This window comes from Subtercola sp. RTI3 (assembly GCF_035018625.1).
GTDB classification, from domain to species: domain Bacteria; phylum Actinomycetota; class Actinomycetes; order Actinomycetales; family Microbacteriaceae; genus Subtercola; species Subtercola vilae.
This window is the reverse complement of record NZ_JASJXO010000048.1, coordinates 1-18,894: the sequence shown is the minus strand read 5'-3', so window position 1 is coordinate 18,894 and position 18,894 is coordinate 1. Positions and strand designations below refer to the sequence as shown.

Here is an 18,894-nt window from a genome sequence, read left to right as displayed (position 1 = left end):
GCGCCCGTCCTTCCGGTGGGTGCATCAACGACAAAGGAGTCACGATCATGGGTCTACTCGACGGCACGGTAGTTTTCATCACCGGCGGAGGGCGCGGCCAGGGCCGCGCGCACGCCATCGTCTCGGCCAGGGAGGGCGCCGATATCGTGTTCGTCGACACGACCGCGCCGTTCGCCACGGTTCCCTACGCCCACACGACCGCCGACGACATCGCCGAGACGGTCAGACAGGTCGAAGCGCTTGATCGTCGCGTTCTGAGCATCGAAGCGGATGTTCGAGACCAAGACGCTCTCGATTCCGCTGTCGCCGCGGGCATTGCGGAGTTCGGCAAGATCGACGCCCTCATCGCCAATGCTGGCATCTGGACCCTCGGGCCCGTGCAGGAGATGACCCGAGAGACGTGGCAGGAGATGATCGACATCAACATCACCGGCGTCTGGCAGTCGGTGAAAGCGGTCGTTCCGCACATGATCGAGCGGCAACAAGGGTCCATCGTCATGACCTCATCGGTGAACGGGCTCGAAGGAGGGCCGTTCTTCTCGCACTACACCGCCGCGAAGTTCGCGGTCGTCGGGTTCATGAAGGCCATTGCTGTCGAGTTGGGGCCGCAGGGCATCCGGGCCAACACCGTGAACCCGGGCACGATTCTCACGGGCATGACGAACAACCAGCAGGGCTACGACATGATGGCCGGTCACCCGGGCGGCACACGGGAAGACCTTCTGGCCGCCGGTCGGTCGTACGGCATTCTGAAGGGGTCGGGCTTCTTAGACCCGGAAGTCATCGCCAACGCGGCACTGTTTCTGAACTCGTCGCTGGCCTCGAACGTGACAGGCATTTCTCTGCCGGTCGACTCTGGGCACCTGGCCATGGCGGGGATAAACATGGATCCGAAGCAGTAGCGGGCCCTCACTACCGCCGAAGGGGTGATCTCTCGTCAGAGAGACCACCCCTTCGTTCTGATCGCGGTGATTCTTGTTCTGAACCTGCTACTTGGCGAGGAAGTCGAGCACCTTCTCGTTCCAGGCCGCGGCGTGGCTCACCGTGACGCCGTGCGGGGCGCCGGCGATGACCTGCAGCTCACTGCCGGCGATGGCAGCGTGAGTGCGTGCGCCCGATCCTTCGAACGGAACGGTTCCGTCACCGTCGCCGTGAATGACGAGGGTGGGCACGCTGACCTTGGTGAGGTCGTCGCGGAAATCGGTGGTGGCGAAGGCGGTCATGCACGCCAGTGCGGCAACCTTGCTCGACTGCAGGGCCTGGGCCAGGGCATCCTGCCGCTGCTGTTCAGTGACCTTCAGCACGCCGTCGACCGAAAAGAACTGCGTGGTGAAGTCGTCGTAGAACGACTCCTGGTTCGCCGTGAGACCAGCCGTCATCTGCGCGGCGGCAGCCGCAGTGAGCGGGCCGTCTGGGTTGCCGGGCGTGTTCAGCAGGTACGGGGGCACGGCAGAGGCGAACACCACGCTGTGAAGGCGCTCGGCGCCGTACTTCGAGAAGTAGCGGGCCACTTCGCCGCCACCCATCGAGAAGCCGATCAGCGTGACATCGGTCAGGTCGAGCTCGGTCAATAGCGTGTAGAGGTCTTCGGTGAGCGTGTCGTAGGTGTAGCCGGTGAGCGGCTTGTCACTGCGGCCGAAACCGCGGCGGTCATACGTGATGACGCGGTAGCCGGCCTCCTGCAGCACCGGCACCTGCTCAGACCACGACGCGCCCGACAGCGGCCACCCGTGGATGAGTACAACGGCCCGGCCCGATCCGCCGGTGTCGTCAACGTGGAGGTTCGTGTTTTTGAAGAGCCCATGGTGGGCGGTGATCTCTGGCATTTTCGAAATCCTTTCAGAGTCTGCCGACGTGGCAGAGGCATCAGTGGTTCTTCGAAAAAGCCTGCCGTGCGGATTGGTCGCGCACCTGGGGGTTGACACAGCATGAGGTCACCCCGCCCTCAGCTGGTTGAGTACCTGCAGGGCGAACTGGCGCCCGAGTTCGTACACCGCGTTTGCCGCACGGTTGAGAACAGCCGGCTTGGGCTCCCGGCGGGCGGCAACGCAGTGCCGTATCCCCACCCACCCGACATCGAGCCTATTTCGTGACGTGCAGCGCGACCATGAAGACAAAGTACGCTCCGGCGAAGATACCTACCATTCCGATCAGACAGCCGATTGCTGCGCGGTGGATACGACGTTTGGGATGCTCCTGTGGAGGTCGCGGTTTCGGCAGTTGTGTTGCCGCGTCGAGTTTCACACGACGAGCCTCGTTGATCAGTTCTCGTGTGCCGCACAGGAGCGGGTCTAGTTTGCCGCGATCGAACTGATCCTCTATCAGGATCGCTTCGTCGAGAGTCATCGCGAGCGAATCCGTGTTGTTCATGGTCGAACTCCTTCGTGCGCGATTACGTGATCTTCCGACTGGCTACATCGGCTGTTGGTGCATCGGGTGCGTCGCGGAGCGGGCCGACACCGACGGGTACGCCTGCCTCGGGGTGGTTGAGGTCGAACGCAGGCGATTCAGAGCGAATTCGGGGAATGGTTGTGAAATTGTGGCGCGGCGGAGGGCAGGATGTTGCCCACTCAAGTGACCGACCAAACCCCCAGGGATCATTGACGGTGACTTTCGGTGACTTCCGGGTGAGGTACACGTTCAGAAAGAAAGGCAGCATGGAAAGAGCGAGAATCGCCGACCCGATGGTGGAGATCTGGTTCATCCAGGTGAAGCCATCGACGGCTGAGTAGGTGGCGTACCGACGTGGCATGCCGACAACGCCGAGCCAGTGCTGGATAAGGAACGTGGTGTGGAAGCCGATGAACAGAAGCCAGAAGTGCCACTTCCCGAGCTTTTCATTCAGCATGCGGCCCGTCCACTTGGGCCACCAGAAGTAGAAGCCGCTGAACATAGCGAAGACCACCGTGCCGAAGATCACATAATGGAAGTGAGCGACGACGAAATACGTATCGGTCACATGGAAGTCCAGGGGCGGCGAGGCAAGAATGACCCCCGTGAGACCGCCGAATGTGAAGGTGATCAGAAAGCCGATCGCGAAGACCATCGGAGTCTCAAAAGTCACAGATCCGCGCCACATCGTGCCGACCCAATTGAAGATCTTAACCCCGGTCGGAACGGCGATCAGCATAGACATCAGCGAGAAGAACGGCAGTAGAACAGACCCCGTCGCATACATGTGGTGCGCCCACACGGTGATCGAGAGCGCGCCGATGGAGATGGTCGCATAGATCAGGGTCTTGTAGCCGAAAATCGGCTTTCTGCTGAAAACGGGAAACACTTCCGACACGATGCCGAAGAAGGGCAGAGCGATGATGTAGACCTCGGGATGGCCGAAGAACCAGAACAGATGTTGCCAGAGCAACACACCACCGGTCGCTGCATCGTAGATGTGGGCGCCGAAGACCCGGTCGATGCCGAGGCCCGCCAATGCGGCCGCGAGCACAGGGAAGGCCATCAGAATCAGAATGGATGTTACGAGAGTGTTCCAGACGAAAATCGGCATCCGGAACATCGTCATGCCTGGAGCACGCATGGTGATGATCGTGGTGATGAAGTTCACTGCTCCGAGGATCGTGCCGAACCCACTGAGCACGAGACCGAAGACCCAGAGGTTCCCTCCGTCTCCGGGTGAGAACGTCGCACTCGATAACGGCGCGTAAGCGAACCAGCCAAAAGAAGCCGCGCCCTGAGGGGTGAGGAACCCACCGACGACGATGGCGCTGCCGAAGGTGTACAACCAGAACGCCAACGCGTTCAGTCGCGGAAAGGCGACATCGGGGGCGCCGATCTGCAATGGCATCAAGAAGTTGGCGAACCCCGAGAACAAGGGTGTGGCGAACATCAACAGCATTATGGTGCCGTGCATGGTGAAAAGCTGGTTGTACTGGTCTTTAGTGGCGAGAAGTTGTGACCCGGGCTCGAAGAGCTGAGCGCGAATGATCAGCGCCATCACGCCGCCGAAACAGAAGTACAGGAACGATTCGATCAGGTACATGTACCCGATCACCTTGTGGTCGGTCGACGTGATCCAACGCACAAGAATCCCCCTGTGGCGGATATCTTCCGGTTGATCCGGAACAGCTTGCTCAGAGGTGTTGGGCTGGACGGTTGCGCTGGACATCGGTGTGCTCCCCGGTTAGTGCATTCAGTGATGCAACCAAGCTGCTCTAATTCACGATATGATGAATTTATAAAGTCAACACTACAGGAGAGAAATGGAAGTCGAAAGCACACCGGTGGAAGCCCCGATCGGCTCCACCGCGATGTCGCTGGAGTTTCGAGTTGATGAAGTCGTCACATCGTGGAAATCTAGCCCAATGGATCAATTCGCTACTACGCACCGGCCGCTCTATGAAGTGAAAGCCAACCTCTTCAAAGGGCTTGCGCATCCCGTGCGGATACGTGTGCTTGAAGTGTTGTCGGCATCTCCAGACGTTTCAGTATCTGCCCTTCTCACAGATACCGGATTGGAAGCCTCCCACCTGTCGCAACACCTTTCTGTCTTGCGTCGGCACAACCTCGTGGTCGCCGAAAGAAGGGCGAGTCAGGTGTTCTACCGGCTCGCGTACCCTCAAGTCGCCGACTTGCTCGCTATCTCGAGAGCGCTGCTCGTCGAGATCCTGCACAACACGCAGCAACAGTTGGACTCCACAGTGAACCTGCCCGGCATCCCCGTTTCTCAGGCCGTCGATGACGTAGGCGACGTCACGTGATGCCCACCCGTTATCTTGGCTCCCTGCTGCCCAGCTGGAAGGACTACCGGTCAGTCAAGCGCACCTGGCGGGCAGACCTCGTTGCCGGAATCACCGTGGGCATCGTCGCTCTCCCGCTGGCATTGGCGTTCGGAGTCAGCTCGGGTGCCGGGGCAGAGGCGGGGCTTATCACTGCCATCGTCGCCGGAATCGTCGCCGCGGTGTTCGGCGGCTCCAACATTCAGGTTTCTGGTCCCACCGGCGCGATGGTCGTTGTCCTCGGCCCCGTGGTTGCAGCCCACGGCGTCGCGGCGGTCGCCGTCGTCAGCCTGATGGCCGGAATCGTGGTCACCGCTGCCGGCGTACTCAAAATAGGCCGTGTCGTTTCGTACATTCCGTGGCCCGTGATCGAAGGCTTCACCCTCGGCATCGCAGTCATCATCTTTCTCCAACAAATACCTTCAGCCGTAGGTAGCAAACCCGGAGCCAGCAGCAATGCGGTCGTCTCTGCGGTTCAATCGTTCGCCCACGTCAACCCGGCAACCGTGGTCTGGCCGATCCTCTCGGTACTGCTGGTCGGCGTGATCATGATCATCGCGCCGAAAATCAATCGCCAACTCCCCGGCTCCATCATCGCGATCATCGTCGTTGCCATCGGTGCCGCACTCCTGCACCTGCCGCTCGCTCGCATCGGGTTGCTACCGGGCTCGTTGCCGACACCAACGCTGCCAAGCTTCGACAACGCCGGCGCGCTGATCGGGCCCGCCTTCACCGTCGCCGCGCTGGCCGCGATCGAGTCATTGCTCTCCGCTCGGGTCGCGGCCTCGATCTCGGATACCGGCCCATACAACGCCGACCGTGAACTCGTCGGTCAGGGACTCGCATCGATTGCCTCCGGATTGCTGGGAGGCATGCCCGCGACCGGCGCAATCGCTCGCACTGCCGTGAACATTCGATCCGGCGGCCAAACCCGAGTCGCCGCCATTGTTCACGCCCTCGTACTTCTCACAATCGTCTCTCTCGCGACCGGGGTTGTGTCACAGATCCCGCTCGCCGCACTTGCCGGCGTGCTGATGATCACCGCCGCCCGCATGATCTCCATCGCCACCGTAAGAAGCGTTCTCGGATCCACCCGCTCCGATGCCATCATCTTCGCCATTACGGCGATCATCACCGTCTCATTCGACCTCATCACCGCAGTCGGAATCGGAATCGCGGTGGCAGCGTTCTTCGCGCTCCGCGCACTCGCAAAATCCGGCGGCGTGCACCGGGAAGAACCCCCCAGCCCCGCGCAACCCGAAGATAGACACATCGCCCTCTTCCGATTGGACGGCGCTCTTTTCTTCGGTGCCGCCGACCGAATGCTCGAGCGCGTGACCAGAATCAGCGACGTCACTGTGGTCATCATTCGCATGTCCCAGCTCCAGGTACTCGACGCCACCGGAGCCCGGGTTATCACCGAAATGATCCGGGGGCTGGAACGCCGTGGAATCACTGTGCTCATCAAAGGCATCCGGCCTGAACACCTTCGGCTCGCGACCAGAGTCGGGGTACTCAGCGCGCTGCGCGACCACAAACACCTCTTCACCAGCCTCGATGACGCCGTCGAGCATGCCCGCGATCACGTCAGGCGGTCAGCGTTCGAGACTGCGGCCTAGAGACGAAACTCCCAGCGGAGCCAAATACCTTCCACCTGAACGGCGACATTGCTCGACGCTACGCCGAGTCGCGCCACACCACTTCGGTCTGCAGCAGGGTTCCGCCGCTCGGGCGCGGCCCGCCCCTCAGCTGGTTGAGTACCTGCAGGGCGGCCTGGCGCCCGAGTTCGTACGCCGGTTGCCGCACGGTTGAGAGCATGGGATGACATCTGATGGCCCACGAGCTGTCGTCGAAGCCGACAATTCCCACGTCTCCCGGCACGCTGCGGCCGGCGTCTCGCAACACGTCCATCGCGCCGGCAGCCACGGCGTCAGACGCGGCGAACACTCCGTCGATGGCAGGCTCCCGTCGAAGGAGCTCCCGCATGCCTTCGGCACCAGTGTCGTAGGCGTACAACGGATAGTCGACGACGAGAGAGGGGTTGAATTGTTTGCCGAGAGCTTCAATGAAGCCCGCCAGACGGTCTTGACCCGAGTCGCGATCCAACGCCGCGGCAACCATACCGATTTTGGTTCGGCCGGTGTCTACCAGGCGCGTGGTGATCTCCCGGGCAGCCGAGAGATTGTCGATGCCGATGAACGGAATCTCGGGAGCGTTCGGCGGATGCCCGACGAACGCCGCGGGAATGCCGAGCTCTGCGACCGCGAGCGCAATCGGGTCGCCAACACGGGCAGACAGGATGATCGCTCCGTCGACGAAGCCACCGCGCAGATACTCGGCGACTCTCTCGCTGTCACGTACGGAGTCGAGAATGAGCGTGACCATCTGGTAGTCGGCTTCAGAGAGCACAGCGTTCGTACCCAGCAGAATGTTTCCGATATTGGGGTCTTCGAGCACCAGCGAATGAGGCTCGTGCACAATGAGCGCGATGGCGCCTGAGCGCTGAGTGACAAGATTTCGGGCCGCCGTGTTGCGTACATAGCCAACCTCGCGCACGGCAGCTTCGACGGCTTCACGGGCGCGATCGGAGACGTAGGGCTCGCCGTTCAGAACCCGCGAGACGGTGCCGCGGGAGATACCAGACACGGCTGCCACGTCATGGATCGTCGCTCTGCGAGGGAGCGACCTGTCACGTGCCATGGGAGTCACTGTACCGCCTCGAACCAATAAAATTTGACATCGCCGCACGTCTCTGTTTATGGTTGGGAACGTTCACAGAGATCACGCCAGCGGCATTCGCCCCGGTGCTCTGTGAACCTTCACAGTGCTGCCCTCTCGCTGTCTGTGTCGCCGCTCTCACGCCAACGAAGTCGAGGAACCAGTGAACTCAACCGAAGCCCACCGCCCCAGCCCACTCGGGCTCGGCACGGACGGTCTCGTCTTCGGTTGTGACTACAACCCCGAGCAGTGGGGCAAAGAGGTGTGGCGCGAAGACGTTCGCCTCATGCGTGAAGCAGGCGTGAATCTCGTCGCCATCAACATCTTCGGCTGGTCGCACATCGAACCTCGCCGGGGCGAGTTCCACTTCGACGATCTCGACGAAATCATCGCGCTTCTGCACGAGAACGGCATCGGCGTCAATCTCGGCACTGGAACATCGTCGCCTCCGCCGTGGCTCACCACGCTGCATCCGGAGATGCTTCCTCAGGTGAGCGACGGCACCACCCGATGGCCGGGTGGTCGCCAAGCATGGTGCCCCAGCTCACCCGTCTTTCGAGAGCACGCCATGACGCTCGTTCGGGCAACGGTCAAACGGTACGGATCGAATCCTGCAGTGGTGCTCTGGCATGTGTCGAACGAGCTCGGCTGCCACAATGCTCTGTGCTACTGCGACGTTTCTGCGGCCGCCTTTCGTGTGTGGCTCGAGCGCCAATACACGAGCATCGAAGCCCTGAATGAGGCCTGGGGTACCGCGTTCTGGAGCCAGCACTATGCACAGTGGTCAGAGATTCTGCCTCCGCGTGACACGCTCTCGTTCATCAACCCCTCGCAGCAGCTGGACTTCTTTCGATTCAGTTCTGATGAATTACTCGAATATTTCCGCGCAGAAGCGGAGATCATCCGCTCATCGAGCACTATTCCAGTGACGACGAACTTCATGGTCACGGCTCACATCAAAACGCAGGACTACTGGCGCTGGGCCCCCGAGATGGACATCGTCGCGAACGACCACTACCTCGACCACCGTTTGAGCGTTCCGCACCGCGAACTCTCGTTCTCCGCCGACGCGACCCGCGGGCTCGCAGACGGCAAGCCCTGGTTGCTCATGGAGCATTCGACGAGTGCCGTGAACTGGCAGCCGCGAAACCGCGCGAAGGCCCCGGGCGAGATGATGCGAAATTCCCTCACCCACGTCGCCAGAGGGGCAGACGGCGTCTGCTTCTTTCAATGGCGGGCGTCGGTGAAAGGAACCGAGAAGTTCCACTCTGCGATGCTTCCCCACAGCGGCACTGACAGCAGGGTCTGGCGCGAAGTCGTTGAGCTCGGCGCTCTCATGCACCGACTCGGCGAAGTGGCAGGTTCTGTCGTTCGCTCTGACATCGCGTTCGTGTTCAGCTGGGAAGCGTGGTGGGCCACCGATCAGGAGGCGCATCCGTCGACTGACCTCCATTACCTCGAACAGGTGCATCAGACGTATGAGGCCTTGCTCGCCATCGGTGCCACGTACCCAGCCTGTACCTGGTATCGGACAGTGACGCTCGCGTCGTCACCGACTTCGTCGCAAACGGTGGTCACGCCGTGATCACCTTCTTCAGCGGTATCGTCGATGAGCACGACGAGGTGCGCCCCGGCGGCTACCCGGGTGCGTTCCGCGCGGTCACCGGCATCTCGAGCGAAGAGTTCTACCCCATCGCCCCGCACGATTCGGTGGCGCTGAGCGACGGTGGCACAGCCTCCCTCTGGACAGAATTGCTGCACCTCGAGGGCGCAGAATCGACCGCAACCTACCTCGAAGGGCCGCTGATCGGCGTCTCGGCAGTGACCCGCAACGTGTTCGGCAAAGGAGTAGCGCGCTACCTTGCGACGAGTCTTGACTCGATCGCCCTCGCCGAAGAACTCCACCGCGCGGTCTCCGAATCCGGGGCAGTGGCCGTCGCGCCCGTCACCTCCGGGGTCGAGGTTGTTCGCCGTTCAGGGGCAGAGCACGACTACGTTTTCGTGATCAACCATACGAACGCTGATGTCGAGCATTCGATTGCCGGATACGACCTCGTCACCGAGATCGACATCGTGACCAGAGGCGTCGTCGCCTCAGGCGGGGTACAGATCGTGCGCCAGAAAAAGGAGACATCATGAGCACTTCGGTTCTGTCTGGGGTGGCGCCAGCGCCAGCCGCAGCGCGCACCAGGCCCCGAAAGCGGCTTCGCAACAAGCGAGCAATTGCCATTCTCATTCTGCCGTTCGGGTTGTTGTTCGCTGCTTTCTACCTCGTACCAGTGATCTACGCCGTGATCCAGTCGCTGCAGGTCATCCGGCGCGAAGGTACGTTCGGCGTGCCGCACCTCGAATTCGGCGGCCTCTCGCAATACTTTCTCGTCTTTCAAGACGGTGAGTTCTGGTCGTCGATTCTGAGAGTGCTGGCCTTCGGCGTCGTGCAGGTGCCCATCATGCTCGGGCTGGCGTTGCTGTTCGCCCTCCTCTTGGACTCGCCGCTGGTGAAAGGCAAGAAATTCTTCCGGCTCGCGTTCTTCGCCCCCTACGCCGTGCCGGGTGTCATCGCCGCGATCATGTGGGGCTACCTCTACTCCCCCTCGCTCTCTCCGTTCTCATTCGTCACCTCGCAGGTCAATCTGCTCGACGGCGGTACGGTGCTCTGGGCGATCGCGAATGTGGTGACCTGGGTGTACGTGGGTTACAACATGCTCATCATCTACTCAGCGCTGCTCGCCATTCCAGGCGAGCTGTATGAAGCTGCCCGCCTCGATGGCGCCTCTCAGATGCGTATCGCCTGGTCGATCAAGATTCCGCTCGTCATGCCCGCCATCGTGCTGACCGCCGTCTTCTCTGTGATCGGAACACTGCAGCTCATCACCGAACCGCAGGTGTTCAAACAGTTCACCTCGTCAATCACGAGCACGTTCACTCCGAACCTTCTCGTCTACACCACGGCCGCTGTACCGAACCTCAACCTCGCAGCGGCTTTCTCGGTCGTACTCGCGATCGCCACGTTCATCCTGTCGTTCGCAGTTCTGCGACTGACCCAGCGGAGGGCAGCACTGTGACCACCTCGACCTCGACCCTGAAACGCGCCCGCGGCTCTCGTGGCGCCCCTCGGGAAAGCCGTCTGTCCCGAAGCGCCGCCATGGTGATCATGGGCGCCTTCACTCTGTACTTCTTGCTGCCCATCTGGTGGCTGCTTGTGTCGTCGACGAAGACCCTCGGCAACTTCAACTCCACGTTCTCACTGTGGTTCACGCCGAGCTCGCTCACCGATATCGGCAACAACGTGGTGAAACTGTTCACCTACAACGAAGGTGTCTTTCCGAGATGGATGCTCAACAGCATCGTCTACGCAACGGTGGCCGGTGGCCTCGGCACAATTCTCGCCGCGATGTGCGGGTACGCTCTCTCGAAATACCAGTTCCGCGGTCGGGAACTCATCTTCAACACCGTGCTCGGCGGTGTACTCGTACCCGCCACGGCGCTCGCGTTGCCGCTGTTTCTCATCTTCAGCCAGGTGCAGCTGACCAACACCTTCTGGGCGGTCTTCCTGCCCAGTCTGGTGAGCCCGTTCGGCGTGTATCTCAGCCGCATCTACGCGGCCTCGAGCGTGCCAGACGAGATCATCGAGGCCGCCCGCATCGACGGATCAGGTGAGATTCGAACCTTCTTCACTGTCGCTGTGCGTCTCATGTCGCCCGCCCTCGTGACCATCTTCCTGTTTCAGTTCGTGTCGATCTGGAACAACTTCTTCTTGCCGCTCGTCATGCTGCGCGATCAGACGCTGTTCCCCGTGACGCTCGGTCTCTACACCTGGAACTCGCAGGTGAGCCAGATACCCGACATCCGCACCCTTGTCATCGTGGGCGCGTTGGTGTCGATCGTTCCTCTTCTCGTCGCATTCCTGAGCCTCCAGAGATTCTGGCGCAACGGACTGGGAGCCGGAGGACTGAAGTAACACGCCAGAGGAAGCAGCACTAAAACAACGGCGTTTGACCGTGACCGGGAACCCTTCTCCGTCACAACCCTCACTGAATGGACAATCACATGGCACTGAAATACATTCGCGTGGCCGCAGTCGCGACCGCAGCGATGCTCGCCCTCGCGGGCTGCTCGGCTGGAGGGTCAAGCGACTCCTCCAGCGCCGCAGCCTCTGACTGCGCCGCTTCAACCGGCAAAGTCGACCTGAGCTTCACCACCTGGGTTCCCGGGATGGACAAGGTCGTCGACATCTGGAACAAGGCCAACCCGAACATCCAGGTGACCGTTTCGACCGTGCCCAACGGCAACAGCGGAACCTACCAGAACTTCTTCACCCAGCTGAAGGCCGGCAACGCCCCCGACATCGGCCAGGTCGAATATGACACCCTGCCCGCTTTCCGGGTTCAGGATGGCCTCGCGAACATCGCCGCGTGCGACGGTGTTCAGGCAGCGAAGGCAGACTTCTCTGACGGCCTGTGGAATCAGGTCACCTTCGGCGAAGACAACTCGGTCTACGCGATTCCGCAAGACTCGGGCCCCATGGCGCTCTACTACCGCAAAGACCTCTTCGAGAAGAACAACATTCCCGTTCCCACCACCTGGGACGAGTACGCCGCTGACGCGGTGAAGATCAAGGCGCTCGGCGCCCAGATCACCAACTTCCCGAAGGGCGATGTGAACTGGTTCGCCGGTCTCGTGTCGCAGGCCGGCGGACAGTGGTTCAGCACGGCGGATGGGAGCTGGAACGTGAACCTCACCTCTGACGCCTCCACGAAGGTCGCGAACTACTGGCAGGGGCTTCTCGACAAGCAGCTCGTTTCGACCATCCCCGGCTTCACCGATCAGTGGAACAACGCCTACGACACGGGCGCCGACTGGACGTGGGTCTCTGCGGTCTGGGGCGCCAACACCATCTCGAGCGGTGCACCCAGCACCTCTGGCGACTGGGCCGTGGCACCGATGCCGCAGTGGGGCACGTCTGCTGCGACTTCTGGTGCATGGGGCGGCTCGTCGAGCGTTGTCTTCAAAGGTTCGAAGCACCCCGCCGAGGCAGCAAAGTTCTTGCTGTGGCTGAACACCAGCACCGAGGCGCTCACCGCACTGAACACCGAGGCGAACCTGTTCCCCGCCAGCAGCACCGGCGCGACGCTTCCCGCTCTGTCTGAAGGCGTACCCTTCTACGGCAACCAGAAGATCTACCAGCTGTTCTCAGATCAGGCCAAGGTCATCAGCCCGTTCACGTGGGGCCCAACCATGACGCAGACCTACAGCGATGTCTCCGACGGATTCGCCGCAGCAATCGGTGGCAGCGGCACGTTGCTTGACGCTCTGAACTCAGGGCAGACCAAGACGATCGCCGCCCTCAAAGCACAGTCGATCCCCGTAAAGTAAACCCATCTCAACCGTCATCCACCTCCGTGCCATCGTTCATACACTGGGGCGCAGATCTCGGCGAGCTGACAGCCTCGCAGCTCGAACAACTCGCCGACGCCCAGATACCGGCGTCATCGAACGCCGCCGTCGATTCTCCGATCCGCCCCCTCATCTTCCCCATGCTCGACACCGCCTGGCTGGGCCGGCCGGCGCTCTCTGGCAACCACCCGGTGGCCCCGCTCGAACTCGTTGCGGTCGATACCGGCGATGCGAGGGTCGTGCGGTTCACGCTCACCAGCGCTGTGGTCGCTGCCGCCCATGCTGTCACCCATGCCGACGCATCCGCTGCCACACCCGCCCACACCCCGTCACTCGAAGTGACCGTCGAATTCCAGCTGACCGCCGAAGGCCTGCTGCGCACCCGATCATCTGTCGTCAATCGCTCGGCTCAGGCATTCGAACTCGATGAGCTCAGTGTCGTACTACCCCTGCCCGCCCGCGCAGCAGAGGTACTCGATTTTTCGGGGCACTGGGCAGGCGAACGCCGCCCGCAGCGCACACCTCTTCAGAACGGAGCGTGGCTGCGGGAATCGCGTCACGGCCGGCCAGGCCACGACGCATCCTTTCTCACCATCGCCGGCACCCCCGCTTTCGGTTTTCGCCACGGCGAAGTGTGGGCTGTGCACCTGGGCTGGAGCGGCAGTCAGCGCATCTGGGTCGAACGCCAGATCTCTGGAATCTCCCTCATCGGCGCCGGTGAACTGCTCGCACCACGCGAAGTAGTGCTCGGTCTCGACGCGAGCTACACCAGTCCGTGGGTCTCGGCCGCCTGGTCGCGCGACGGCCTCGACCCCGCTTCGGCTCGTTTCCACCGTTTTCTGAGACGCGAACACGGGTTCGCCGAACGGGCCCACCCGGTGATTCTCAACACCTGGGAGGCCGTGTACTTCGACCACAACGAAGTCACCCTTCGCCGCCTCGCCGATGCGGGCGCGAGAGCGGGTGTCGAACGGTTCGTTCTCGACGACGGCTGGATGTCTGGCCGCACAGACGACCAGCGCGCCCTCGGCGACTGGGCTGTCGATACCGAACGCTGGCCGAACGGCCTCGGCCCGCTCATCGACTACGTCATCGGTCTTGGCCTCGACTTCGGGCTCTGGGTCGAACCCGAGATGGTCAACCTCGATTCACAGCTGGCGCGCGATCATCCGGAGTGGATCCTCACAGAACCGCACCGATCAACACCGTTGCTCGCCCGCAACCAGCTCGTAGTCGATCTCACCAATCCCGACGCATTCGCTGCCATCTTCGCCGCACTCGATGCCCTGCTCAGCGAATACGCCATCAGCTACCTGAAGTGGGATCACAATCGCGACCTACCGGTGACCCGCTCCCATGAGCAGACGCTGGCCACGTATCGCCTCATGGACGTGTTGCGGCAAAGGCACTCTGGGCTCGAAATCGAGTCGTGCGCTTCTGGTGGGGCTCGCATCGACCTGGGCATTCTCGAACGCACAAACCGAGTGTGGGCCAGCGACACGAACGACCCACTCGAACGCCAGTCGATCTACCGCTACTCATCGCTGCTGCTGCCGCCCGAATTGCTCGGCGTGCACCTCGGTGCACCCACCGCTCACACCACAGGCCGCACCCACGCACCAGCATTCCGGTTCGCAACCGCGCTCTTCGGGTGGGCCGGCATCGAATGGAACCTCCTCGAGGCCACCGAACACGAGCTTGCCCAGGTGGCGCGCTGGCTGACCGCCTATAAAGAGGTGCGGCCGATCATCCACTCGGGAACTGTCGTGCGGGCCGACCGGGCAGATCCCGCACTGTGGGTGCACGGGGTCGTCAACAGCACCCAAACCGACGCCGTCTTCGCCATTGTCGCGATGGCGGCGCAACGGGATGCCCTGCCAGACCCTGTGCAACTGCCAGGCCTCGACCCCGAGACCAACTACACCGTGTCGGTACTCGACATCGGCGCAGAACCCCGGTACTTCGCCGCGGTTCTCCCTCCGTGGCTTCTCGGCGGCTCACTCACGCTCACGGGTCGGGCTCTCGCAGAGGTCGGCTTCGCCGCGCCCCCGCTCGCCCCTGAGCAGGCGATCGTGTTCAGGGTGACCGCGCAATAGTTGACCAACCCACGGGTGTCATGGGTGCCAGCGAGCGAAATCTGCAGCGCTAGTCGATGATGCCGGCCCCACCCACATTCGCGAGGTGTCGGCCGGTCGCTCGGGATCGTAGAGAACGAGGGCAGCATCTCCCGTCAGAGGGAGATCGTGGCGCTTCCATTGCCCGCTCTTCGTCACCCAGCGATCCACGCCGCCCGCATCGGCGAACTTCACCGTCAGCTGACCGATGAGGCCGCCAGAAGACGGGTCGATCTGCGGTATCTCGACGATCACACCAGCCGCGATCCGCCCGTGCGTCACGAGTTGGCCAAGCACGTCGAAGCGCGATCGCCGGCGCATCCGGTTCGTGACCCCGACCCCGAACATCGCTGCCGCAACCGCAGCAGCGCCCACCGGGACAAGCCACAGCGCGCCCGCGTCGGCGAGCGACGCTGTGACCCACCACGCGCCCAGAGAAAGGCCGGCGAACAAGATGGTGCCGGGCCCCACGCGCCTCGAGAGCACCGCCACCCGCGATCATGACGAGCCCGACCACAATGGCCACGGCTGCGGCTGGGGATCCGATTCGCGCAACTTCACGGCTCCGACGCGCTTCCAGTGGATCTACTGTGCTCATGTCGGTCCTCCGTATCCCGGCAGCCCTACCAACGAACTATATACAAAGGGGCAATTGGGAAGTGCCGATCTCAGTGTGTCATCACGGGAGGGGTCTGTGTCAGAGCCGCAGTCATGGTGCACCACTTTTAGTGGCCGCACACAAAAGCAGAAGGGCCCGCTCAGTGAGCGGGCCCTTCTTTGCAGTGGAGCTAAGGAGATTCGAACTCCTGACCTCCTCGATGCGAACGAGGCGCGCTACCAACTGCGCCATAGCCCCGAAAACTGCTTACGAAGAGTATCACGAGACGGTGCCGCAATTGAAACCGAGACCCTCGAACCTCAGACCTGACGGCCCTTCGGCATCTGCGTGAGCGCTGGGTCTTTCTCGGCGAGAGAACCGATGACCGCATCGATGTGAGTGAGCACCTCGGACGGCAGCGAGACACCGGAGGCCTCAGCGTTCGACTTCACCTGCTCAGGCTTTGACGCACCGATGATGGCCGACGCCACGTTGTCATTGCTCAGTACCCACGCGAGCGCCAGCTGCGCCTGGGTGAGGCCGAGCTCGTCGGCGACAGGCTTGAGGCCTGCCACAGCGGTGAGTACATCATCCGTCAGCCAGCGCTTGATCATGTCTGCGCCGCCGTTGCTGTCGGTAGCGCGGCTGCCTGCGGGCAATTCGGCGCCGACGGCGTATTTGCCGCTCAGTACGCCCTGTGCAACCGGCGACCAGACGATCTGCGAGATACCGAGCTCACGTGAGGCCGGCACCACCTCAGCCTCGATGACCCGCCAGAGCATCGAATACTCCGGCTGGTTCGAGATGAGCTGGATGCCCAGCTGCTCGGCCAGCGCGTGGCCCTCCCTCAGCTGGGTGGCGTTCCATTCGCTGACACCGATGTACAGCACCTTGCCCGCACGCACGAGATCAGCGAACGCCTGCATGGTCTCTTCGAGAGGCGTCTCGACGTCGTACCGGTGCGCCTGGTAGAGATCGACGTAGTCAGTCTGCAGTCGCTTCAGCGACCCGTTGATCGACTCGGTGATGTGCTTTCGACTGAGGCCGGTGTCGTTGTGCCCCTTCGGCCCCGTAGGGCCGTAGACCTTCGTGAAGATCTCGAGCGATTCGCGGCGCTCGCCCTTCAGCGCGTCGCCGAGCACAACCTCAGCCTGGGTGTTTGCGTATACGTCGGCCGTATCGAAGGTGCTGATGCCTACGTCGAGTGCCGCGCGCACGCAGCTCACCGCCGCGTCATTCTCCACCTGCGACCCGTGGGTGATCCAGTTTCCGTAGGTGAGCTCTGAGACCTTGAGGCCACTGTTACCGAGATATCTGTACTTCATGAAGTTGACTCCTCGTGTCTGGGCGGCTGCGATGCCTCCCACACACAAGTTTAGTTAGGGTGCCGCAAGCACATTCACAGCGAATTGTGCGTCACGGCGAGAATGCCCTGGGCGCAACGACTAGCCCGCGCGACGCCTCGCCAGAACCTGATCGACGTCGAGCGACCCTGTGGCCGTGTCGTCGACGATGCCCATGCTGCTGAAACGGCTCGGGATGCCCGACCTCTGCTCTTCGCGGGCAGCCACGTTCGCAGCAGGCTCAGAAGCACTGGCGGGTACAGCAGCCGGAGCCGTCGCCGCCCGCAGTGCGCGCTCCGACGCCGCCGCCGCCGCGAGCAACGCTTCTTCGGCCTGCTGCGCGGTCTGCTCGGCGTACCCGATGACGGGGGTCGCCGCTACGAACCGGCGTTGTCCGGCGTAGAGCGGCTTGGGGAGGGGCACCGGGGTCCACCCTGAATCGGCGGAGGCCTCAGCGAGGGCCGAGCCTGAAGGAGCAGACTCGTTCAGCGCGTCGAACGCCGCGAGAGCATCCGGAGCCCCCTCAACAGAGAGGAGGTCGGCGCCGTCGAACACGCCAGAACCGTCGGCGTTCAGACGCGAGACGCTTGTGAGCGAAGACCCGTAGACCGGCAGTTTGATGGCCCGGCCATCGCGTGCCAATCGGCGCAGCCGCGTGAGGCAGAGGGTCGCAGTGACAATACCCACTACGAGCACCACCCAGGCACCGTTGACGGCGATCTGGATGCCGCCGAGCACGGCGACGACGAGGGCGAGAACCAGAACGGCGCTGGTGACAGCGCGAGCCCGGCGAATTTTGGCCGCGGCAAGAAAGGCGGGAGGAGTGTTCTGCACGGTGACTTTCTTCAGAAGGCGCTGTTGCTCCACTACGCTTCGCGCGCTGGCCTCTGCCCGCACCTCGTCGGGAGCTTCGGCGGTCTCGGCGAGAATACGGAGCGTCTGCTGCAACCGCACGACATTGCGCTCTGTTGCAAGGTATTCATTGCGTCTGAACCAGGTGGGGACAAGGTAGATCAGCCAGAGCACGGCTGCAAGGCCGACGATGAGGCCTCCGCCCAGCCAGTCTGATGTCATGGGTCTACGGTATGAGGCTCACAGCAGAATTGGTTCCAAGCGGGGGGCGCGTGTCGCAGGTGCAGAGCCCCTGTTCGGCACACATTCGGCCGAGTCTCGGAGCACGCGCGCGATCTGGCGAGGCGCATGACCTCAGCGCAGGCGCGTGGCGATCGGCGTCAGCGCCTCGAGCCGATCGGCTTCGGGCACGCTGCCATGGCCGGGCGGGATCGACGCCTCTTTCCAGCGCCTCAGCACCCCCACCGGCAGCTCTTCGCCCACCAGCGCGAAACAGAAGTGGTCGCGCCAGTCACCGTTGATGTGAATGTAGCGCCGCCGCAACCCTTCATACCGAAACCCGAGCTTCTCCACGACCCGCAGGCTCGGCGCGTTCTCGGGCCTGATGCAGATCTCCATGCGGTGCAGCCCCACCGAGTAGAAGCAGTGGTCGGTGGCCAGCGCCACAACGGTTGGCGTGATGTTCAGACCGGCAAACCGCTCAGCCACCCAGTACCCGATGCTCGCCGATGAGACCGAACCGTAACTGATCGACGACACGTTCAGCTGACCGGCGATCTCACCGTTGTACTCAATGACGAATGGCAGCCCGAACCCCGCCCGTGCATTCTGTTGCAGCGACCGGATGCTCGCCCGAGTGTCGAACGACATCGGGGCGTTCGGGCTGGTGGCCTCCCACTTGCGCAGCCACGCCCGGTTCGCAATGAGCTCGTTCTCGAGCGCCTTAGAATCGCGGATTCGTATGGGACGAAGCGCAATGGCACCGTCGGCAAGGCTGGGAACGAACATACGCAATGATAGGCAGCACGCGACCCCTCAACAAAGCCGACTGCGCTTCACAATCCTTCGGCGAATTCTTTGATCCAGGGGCGGAGGTCGGGGCCGAGGTCTTCGCGGTCGCTGGCGAGTCTGATGATGGC

Annotated in this window: 16 protein-coding genes, 1 tRNA gene and 1 pseudogene; 9 read left to right on the top strand and 9 right to left on the bottom strand. The window is 62.4% G+C overall.

Annotated elements, in window-relative coordinates; genetic code table 11:
- Nucleotides 1-47: 47 nt before the first annotated feature.
- Nucleotides 48-902 (top strand): mycofactocin-coupled SDR family oxidoreductase, encoded by an 855-nt coding sequence (locus QN358_RS14970; RefSeq protein ID WP_136643345.1) that lies wholly within the window; start codon nucleotides 48-50, stop codon nucleotides 900-902.
- Between the two features lie 87 nt (nucleotides 903-989).
- On the opposite strand, the gene QN358_RS14965 is transcribed toward QN358_RS14970, so the two are convergent.
- The 3 genes from QN358_RS14965 to ctaD form a co-directional block, all read right to left on the bottom strand.
- The gene (locus QN358_RS14965) at nucleotides 990-1,826 is read right to left on the bottom strand and encodes an alpha/beta hydrolase (protein ID WP_323512832.1); all 837 of its coding nucleotides are present in this window, start codon (nucleotides 1,824-1,826) and stop codon (nucleotides 990-992) included.
- A 256-nt stretch (nucleotides 1,827-2,082) separates the two neighbouring features.
- Nucleotides 2,083-2,370: a hypothetical protein gene (locus QN358_RS14960; RefSeq protein ID WP_136643343.1), complete on the bottom strand. Its 288-nt coding sequence runs from the start codon at nucleotides 2,368-2,370 to the stop codon at nucleotides 2,083-2,085.
- A 22-nt stretch (nucleotides 2,371-2,392) separates the two neighbouring features.
- The gene (gene ctaD / locus QN358_RS14955) at nucleotides 2,393-4,123 is read right to left on the bottom strand and encodes a cytochrome c oxidase subunit I (RefSeq protein WP_323512831.1); all 1,731 of its coding nucleotides are present in this window, start codon (nucleotides 4,121-4,123) and stop codon (nucleotides 2,393-2,395) included.
- 94 nt (nucleotides 4,124-4,217) lie between these two features.
- Between ctaD and QN358_RS14950 the strand changes: the two genes are divergently transcribed.
- Together QN358_RS14950 and QN358_RS14945 are read left to right on the top strand one after the other, a co-directional pair.
- Nucleotides 4,218-4,715 carry an ArsR/SmtB family transcription factor gene (locus QN358_RS14950; RefSeq protein WP_416352006.1) on the top strand — a complete coding sequence of 166 codons (498 nt, stop codon included), beginning with the start codon at nucleotides 4,218-4,220 and terminating at the stop codon, nucleotides 4,713-4,715.
- Nucleotides 4,715-6,352, top strand: coding sequence for a SulP family inorganic anion transporter (locus QN358_RS14945; protein WP_323512837.1), 1,638 nt, complete (start codon nucleotides 4,715-4,717; stop codon nucleotides 6,350-6,352). Before QN358_RS14950 ends, QN358_RS14945 begins: the two co-directional genes overlap by 1 nt.
- A 58-nt stretch (nucleotides 6,353-6,410) precedes the next feature.
- On the opposite strand, the gene QN358_RS14940 is transcribed toward QN358_RS14945, so the two are convergent.
- On the bottom strand, nucleotides 6,411-7,433 hold the full coding sequence (locus QN358_RS14940; protein WP_136643341.1) for a LacI family DNA-binding transcriptional regulator: 1,023 nt from the start codon (nucleotides 7,431-7,433) through the stop codon (nucleotides 6,411-6,413).
- Between the two features lie 304 nt (nucleotides 7,434-7,737).
- Here QN358_RS14940 and QN358_RS14935 point away from each other — a divergent pair.
- The 6 genes and pseudogenes from QN358_RS14935 to QN358_RS14910 form a co-directional block, all read left to right on the top strand.
- Nucleotides 7,738-9,302 (top strand): annotated as a pseudogene (locus QN358_RS14935) (beta-galactosidase); the annotation flags it as partial.
- Nucleotides 9,285-9,590 carry a Beta-galactosidase C-terminal domain gene (locus QN358_RS14930; RefSeq protein WP_323512836.1) on the top strand — a complete coding sequence of 102 codons (306 nt, stop codon included), beginning with the start codon at nucleotides 9,285-9,287 and terminating at the stop codon, nucleotides 9,588-9,590. The pseudogene QN358_RS14935 and the gene QN358_RS14930, both read left to right, overlap by 18 nt.
- A complete protein-coding gene (locus QN358_RS14925; RefSeq protein ID WP_323512830.1) occupies nucleotides 9,587-10,516 on the top strand; it encodes a sugar ABC transporter permease in 930 nt (309 codons plus the stop codon). The genes QN358_RS14930 and QN358_RS14925 overlap by 4 nt, the downstream gene beginning before the upstream one ends.
- Nucleotides 10,513-11,412 (top strand): carbohydrate ABC transporter permease, encoded by a 900-nt coding sequence (locus QN358_RS14920; RefSeq protein ID WP_237280502.1) that lies wholly within the window; start codon nucleotides 10,513-10,515, stop codon nucleotides 11,410-11,412. The genes QN358_RS14925 and QN358_RS14920 overlap by 4 nt, the downstream gene beginning before the upstream one ends.
- 89 nt (nucleotides 11,413-11,501) lie before the next feature.
- Nucleotides 11,502-12,827: an ABC transporter substrate-binding protein gene (locus QN358_RS14915; protein WP_136643339.1), complete on the top strand. Its 1,326-nt coding sequence runs from the start codon at nucleotides 11,502-11,504 to the stop codon at nucleotides 12,825-12,827.
- Nucleotides 12,828-12,853: 26 nt separating this feature from the next.
- Complete coding sequence (locus QN358_RS14910; protein ID WP_323512829.1) at nucleotides 12,854-14,944, top strand: alpha-galactosidase; 2,091 nt, start codon at nucleotides 12,854-12,856, stop codon at nucleotides 14,942-14,944.
- An 18-nt stretch (nucleotides 14,945-14,962) separates the two neighbouring features.
- Here QN358_RS14910 and QN358_RS14905 read toward each other — a convergent pair whose 3' ends face one another.
- The 5 genes from QN358_RS14905 to QN358_RS14885 form a co-directional block, all read right to left on the bottom strand.
- Nucleotides 14,963-15,454 carry a hypothetical protein gene (locus QN358_RS14905; RefSeq protein WP_136643337.1) on the bottom strand — a complete coding sequence of 164 codons (492 nt, stop codon included), beginning with the start codon at nucleotides 15,452-15,454 and terminating at the stop codon, nucleotides 14,963-14,965.
- Nucleotides 15,455-15,745: 291 nt separating this feature from the next.
- Nucleotides 15,746-15,818, bottom strand: a tRNA-Ala gene (locus QN358_RS14900).
- 62 nt (nucleotides 15,819-15,880) lie between these two features.
- Nucleotides 15,881-16,885 carry an aldo/keto reductase family protein gene (locus tag QN358_RS14895; RefSeq protein WP_136643336.1) on the bottom strand — a complete coding sequence of 335 codons (1,005 nt, stop codon included), beginning with the start codon at nucleotides 16,883-16,885 and terminating at the stop codon, nucleotides 15,881-15,883.
- A 120-nt stretch (nucleotides 16,886-17,005) separates the two neighbouring features.
- Nucleotides 17,006-17,977, bottom strand: a complete 972-nt coding sequence (locus tag QN358_RS14890) for a hypothetical protein (RefSeq protein WP_136643335.1) — start codon at nucleotides 17,975-17,977, stop codon at nucleotides 17,006-17,008.
- A gap of 132 nt (nucleotides 17,978-18,109) precedes the next feature.
- Nucleotides 18,110-18,763, bottom strand: coding sequence for a GNAT family N-acetyltransferase (locus QN358_RS14885; RefSeq protein WP_136643334.1), 654 nt, complete (start codon nucleotides 18,761-18,763; stop codon nucleotides 18,110-18,112).
- Between the last annotated feature and the right edge of the window lie 131 nt (nucleotides 18,764-18,894).

Bases quoted from the DNA above. Each gene is read 5' to 3' on its own strand.
- QN358_RS14895 (WP_136643336.1), bottom strand. From the start codon at position 16,885: ATGAAGTACAGATATCTCGGTAACAGTGGCCTCAAGGTCTCAGAGCTC.
- QN358_RS14965 (WP_323512832.1), bottom strand. From the start codon at position 1,826: ATGCCAGAGATCACCGCCCACCATGGGCTCTTCAAAAACACGAACCTC.
- ctaD (WP_323512831.1), bottom strand. From the start codon at position 4,123: ATGTCCAGCGCAACCGTCCAGCCCAACACCTCTGAGCAAGCTGTTCCG.
- QN358_RS14925 (WP_323512830.1), top strand. From the start codon at position 9,587: ATGAGCACTTCGGTTCTGTCTGGGGTGGCGCCAGCGCCAGCCGCAGCG.
- QN358_RS14940 (WP_136643341.1), bottom strand. From the start codon at position 7,433: ATGGCACGTGACAGGTCGCTCCCTCGCAGAGCGACGATCCATGACGTG.
- QN358_RS14950 (WP_416352006.1), top strand. From the start codon at position 4,218: ATGGAAGTCGAAAGCACACCGGTGGAAGCCCCGATCGGCTCCACCGCG.
- QN358_RS14960 (WP_136643343.1), bottom strand. From the start codon at position 2,370: ATGAACAACACGGATTCGCTCGCGATGACTCTCGACGAAGCGATCCTG.
- QN358_RS14915 (WP_136643339.1), top strand. From the start codon at position 11,502: ATGGCACTGAAATACATTCGCGTGGCCGCAGTCGCGACCGCAGCGATG.
- QN358_RS14885 (WP_136643334.1), bottom strand. From the start codon at position 18,763: ATGTTCGTTCCCAGCCTTGCCGACGGTGCCATTGCGCTTCGTCCCATA.
- QN358_RS14970 (WP_136643345.1), top strand. From the start codon at position 48: ATGGGTCTACTCGACGGCACGGTAGTTTTCATCACCGGCGGAGGGCGC.
- QN358_RS14890 (WP_136643335.1), bottom strand. From the start codon at position 17,977: ATGACATCAGACTGGCTGGGCGGAGGCCTCATCGTCGGCCTTGCAGCC.
- QN358_RS14945 (WP_323512837.1), top strand. From the start codon at position 4,715: ATGCCCACCCGTTATCTTGGCTCCCTGCTGCCCAGCTGGAAGGACTAC.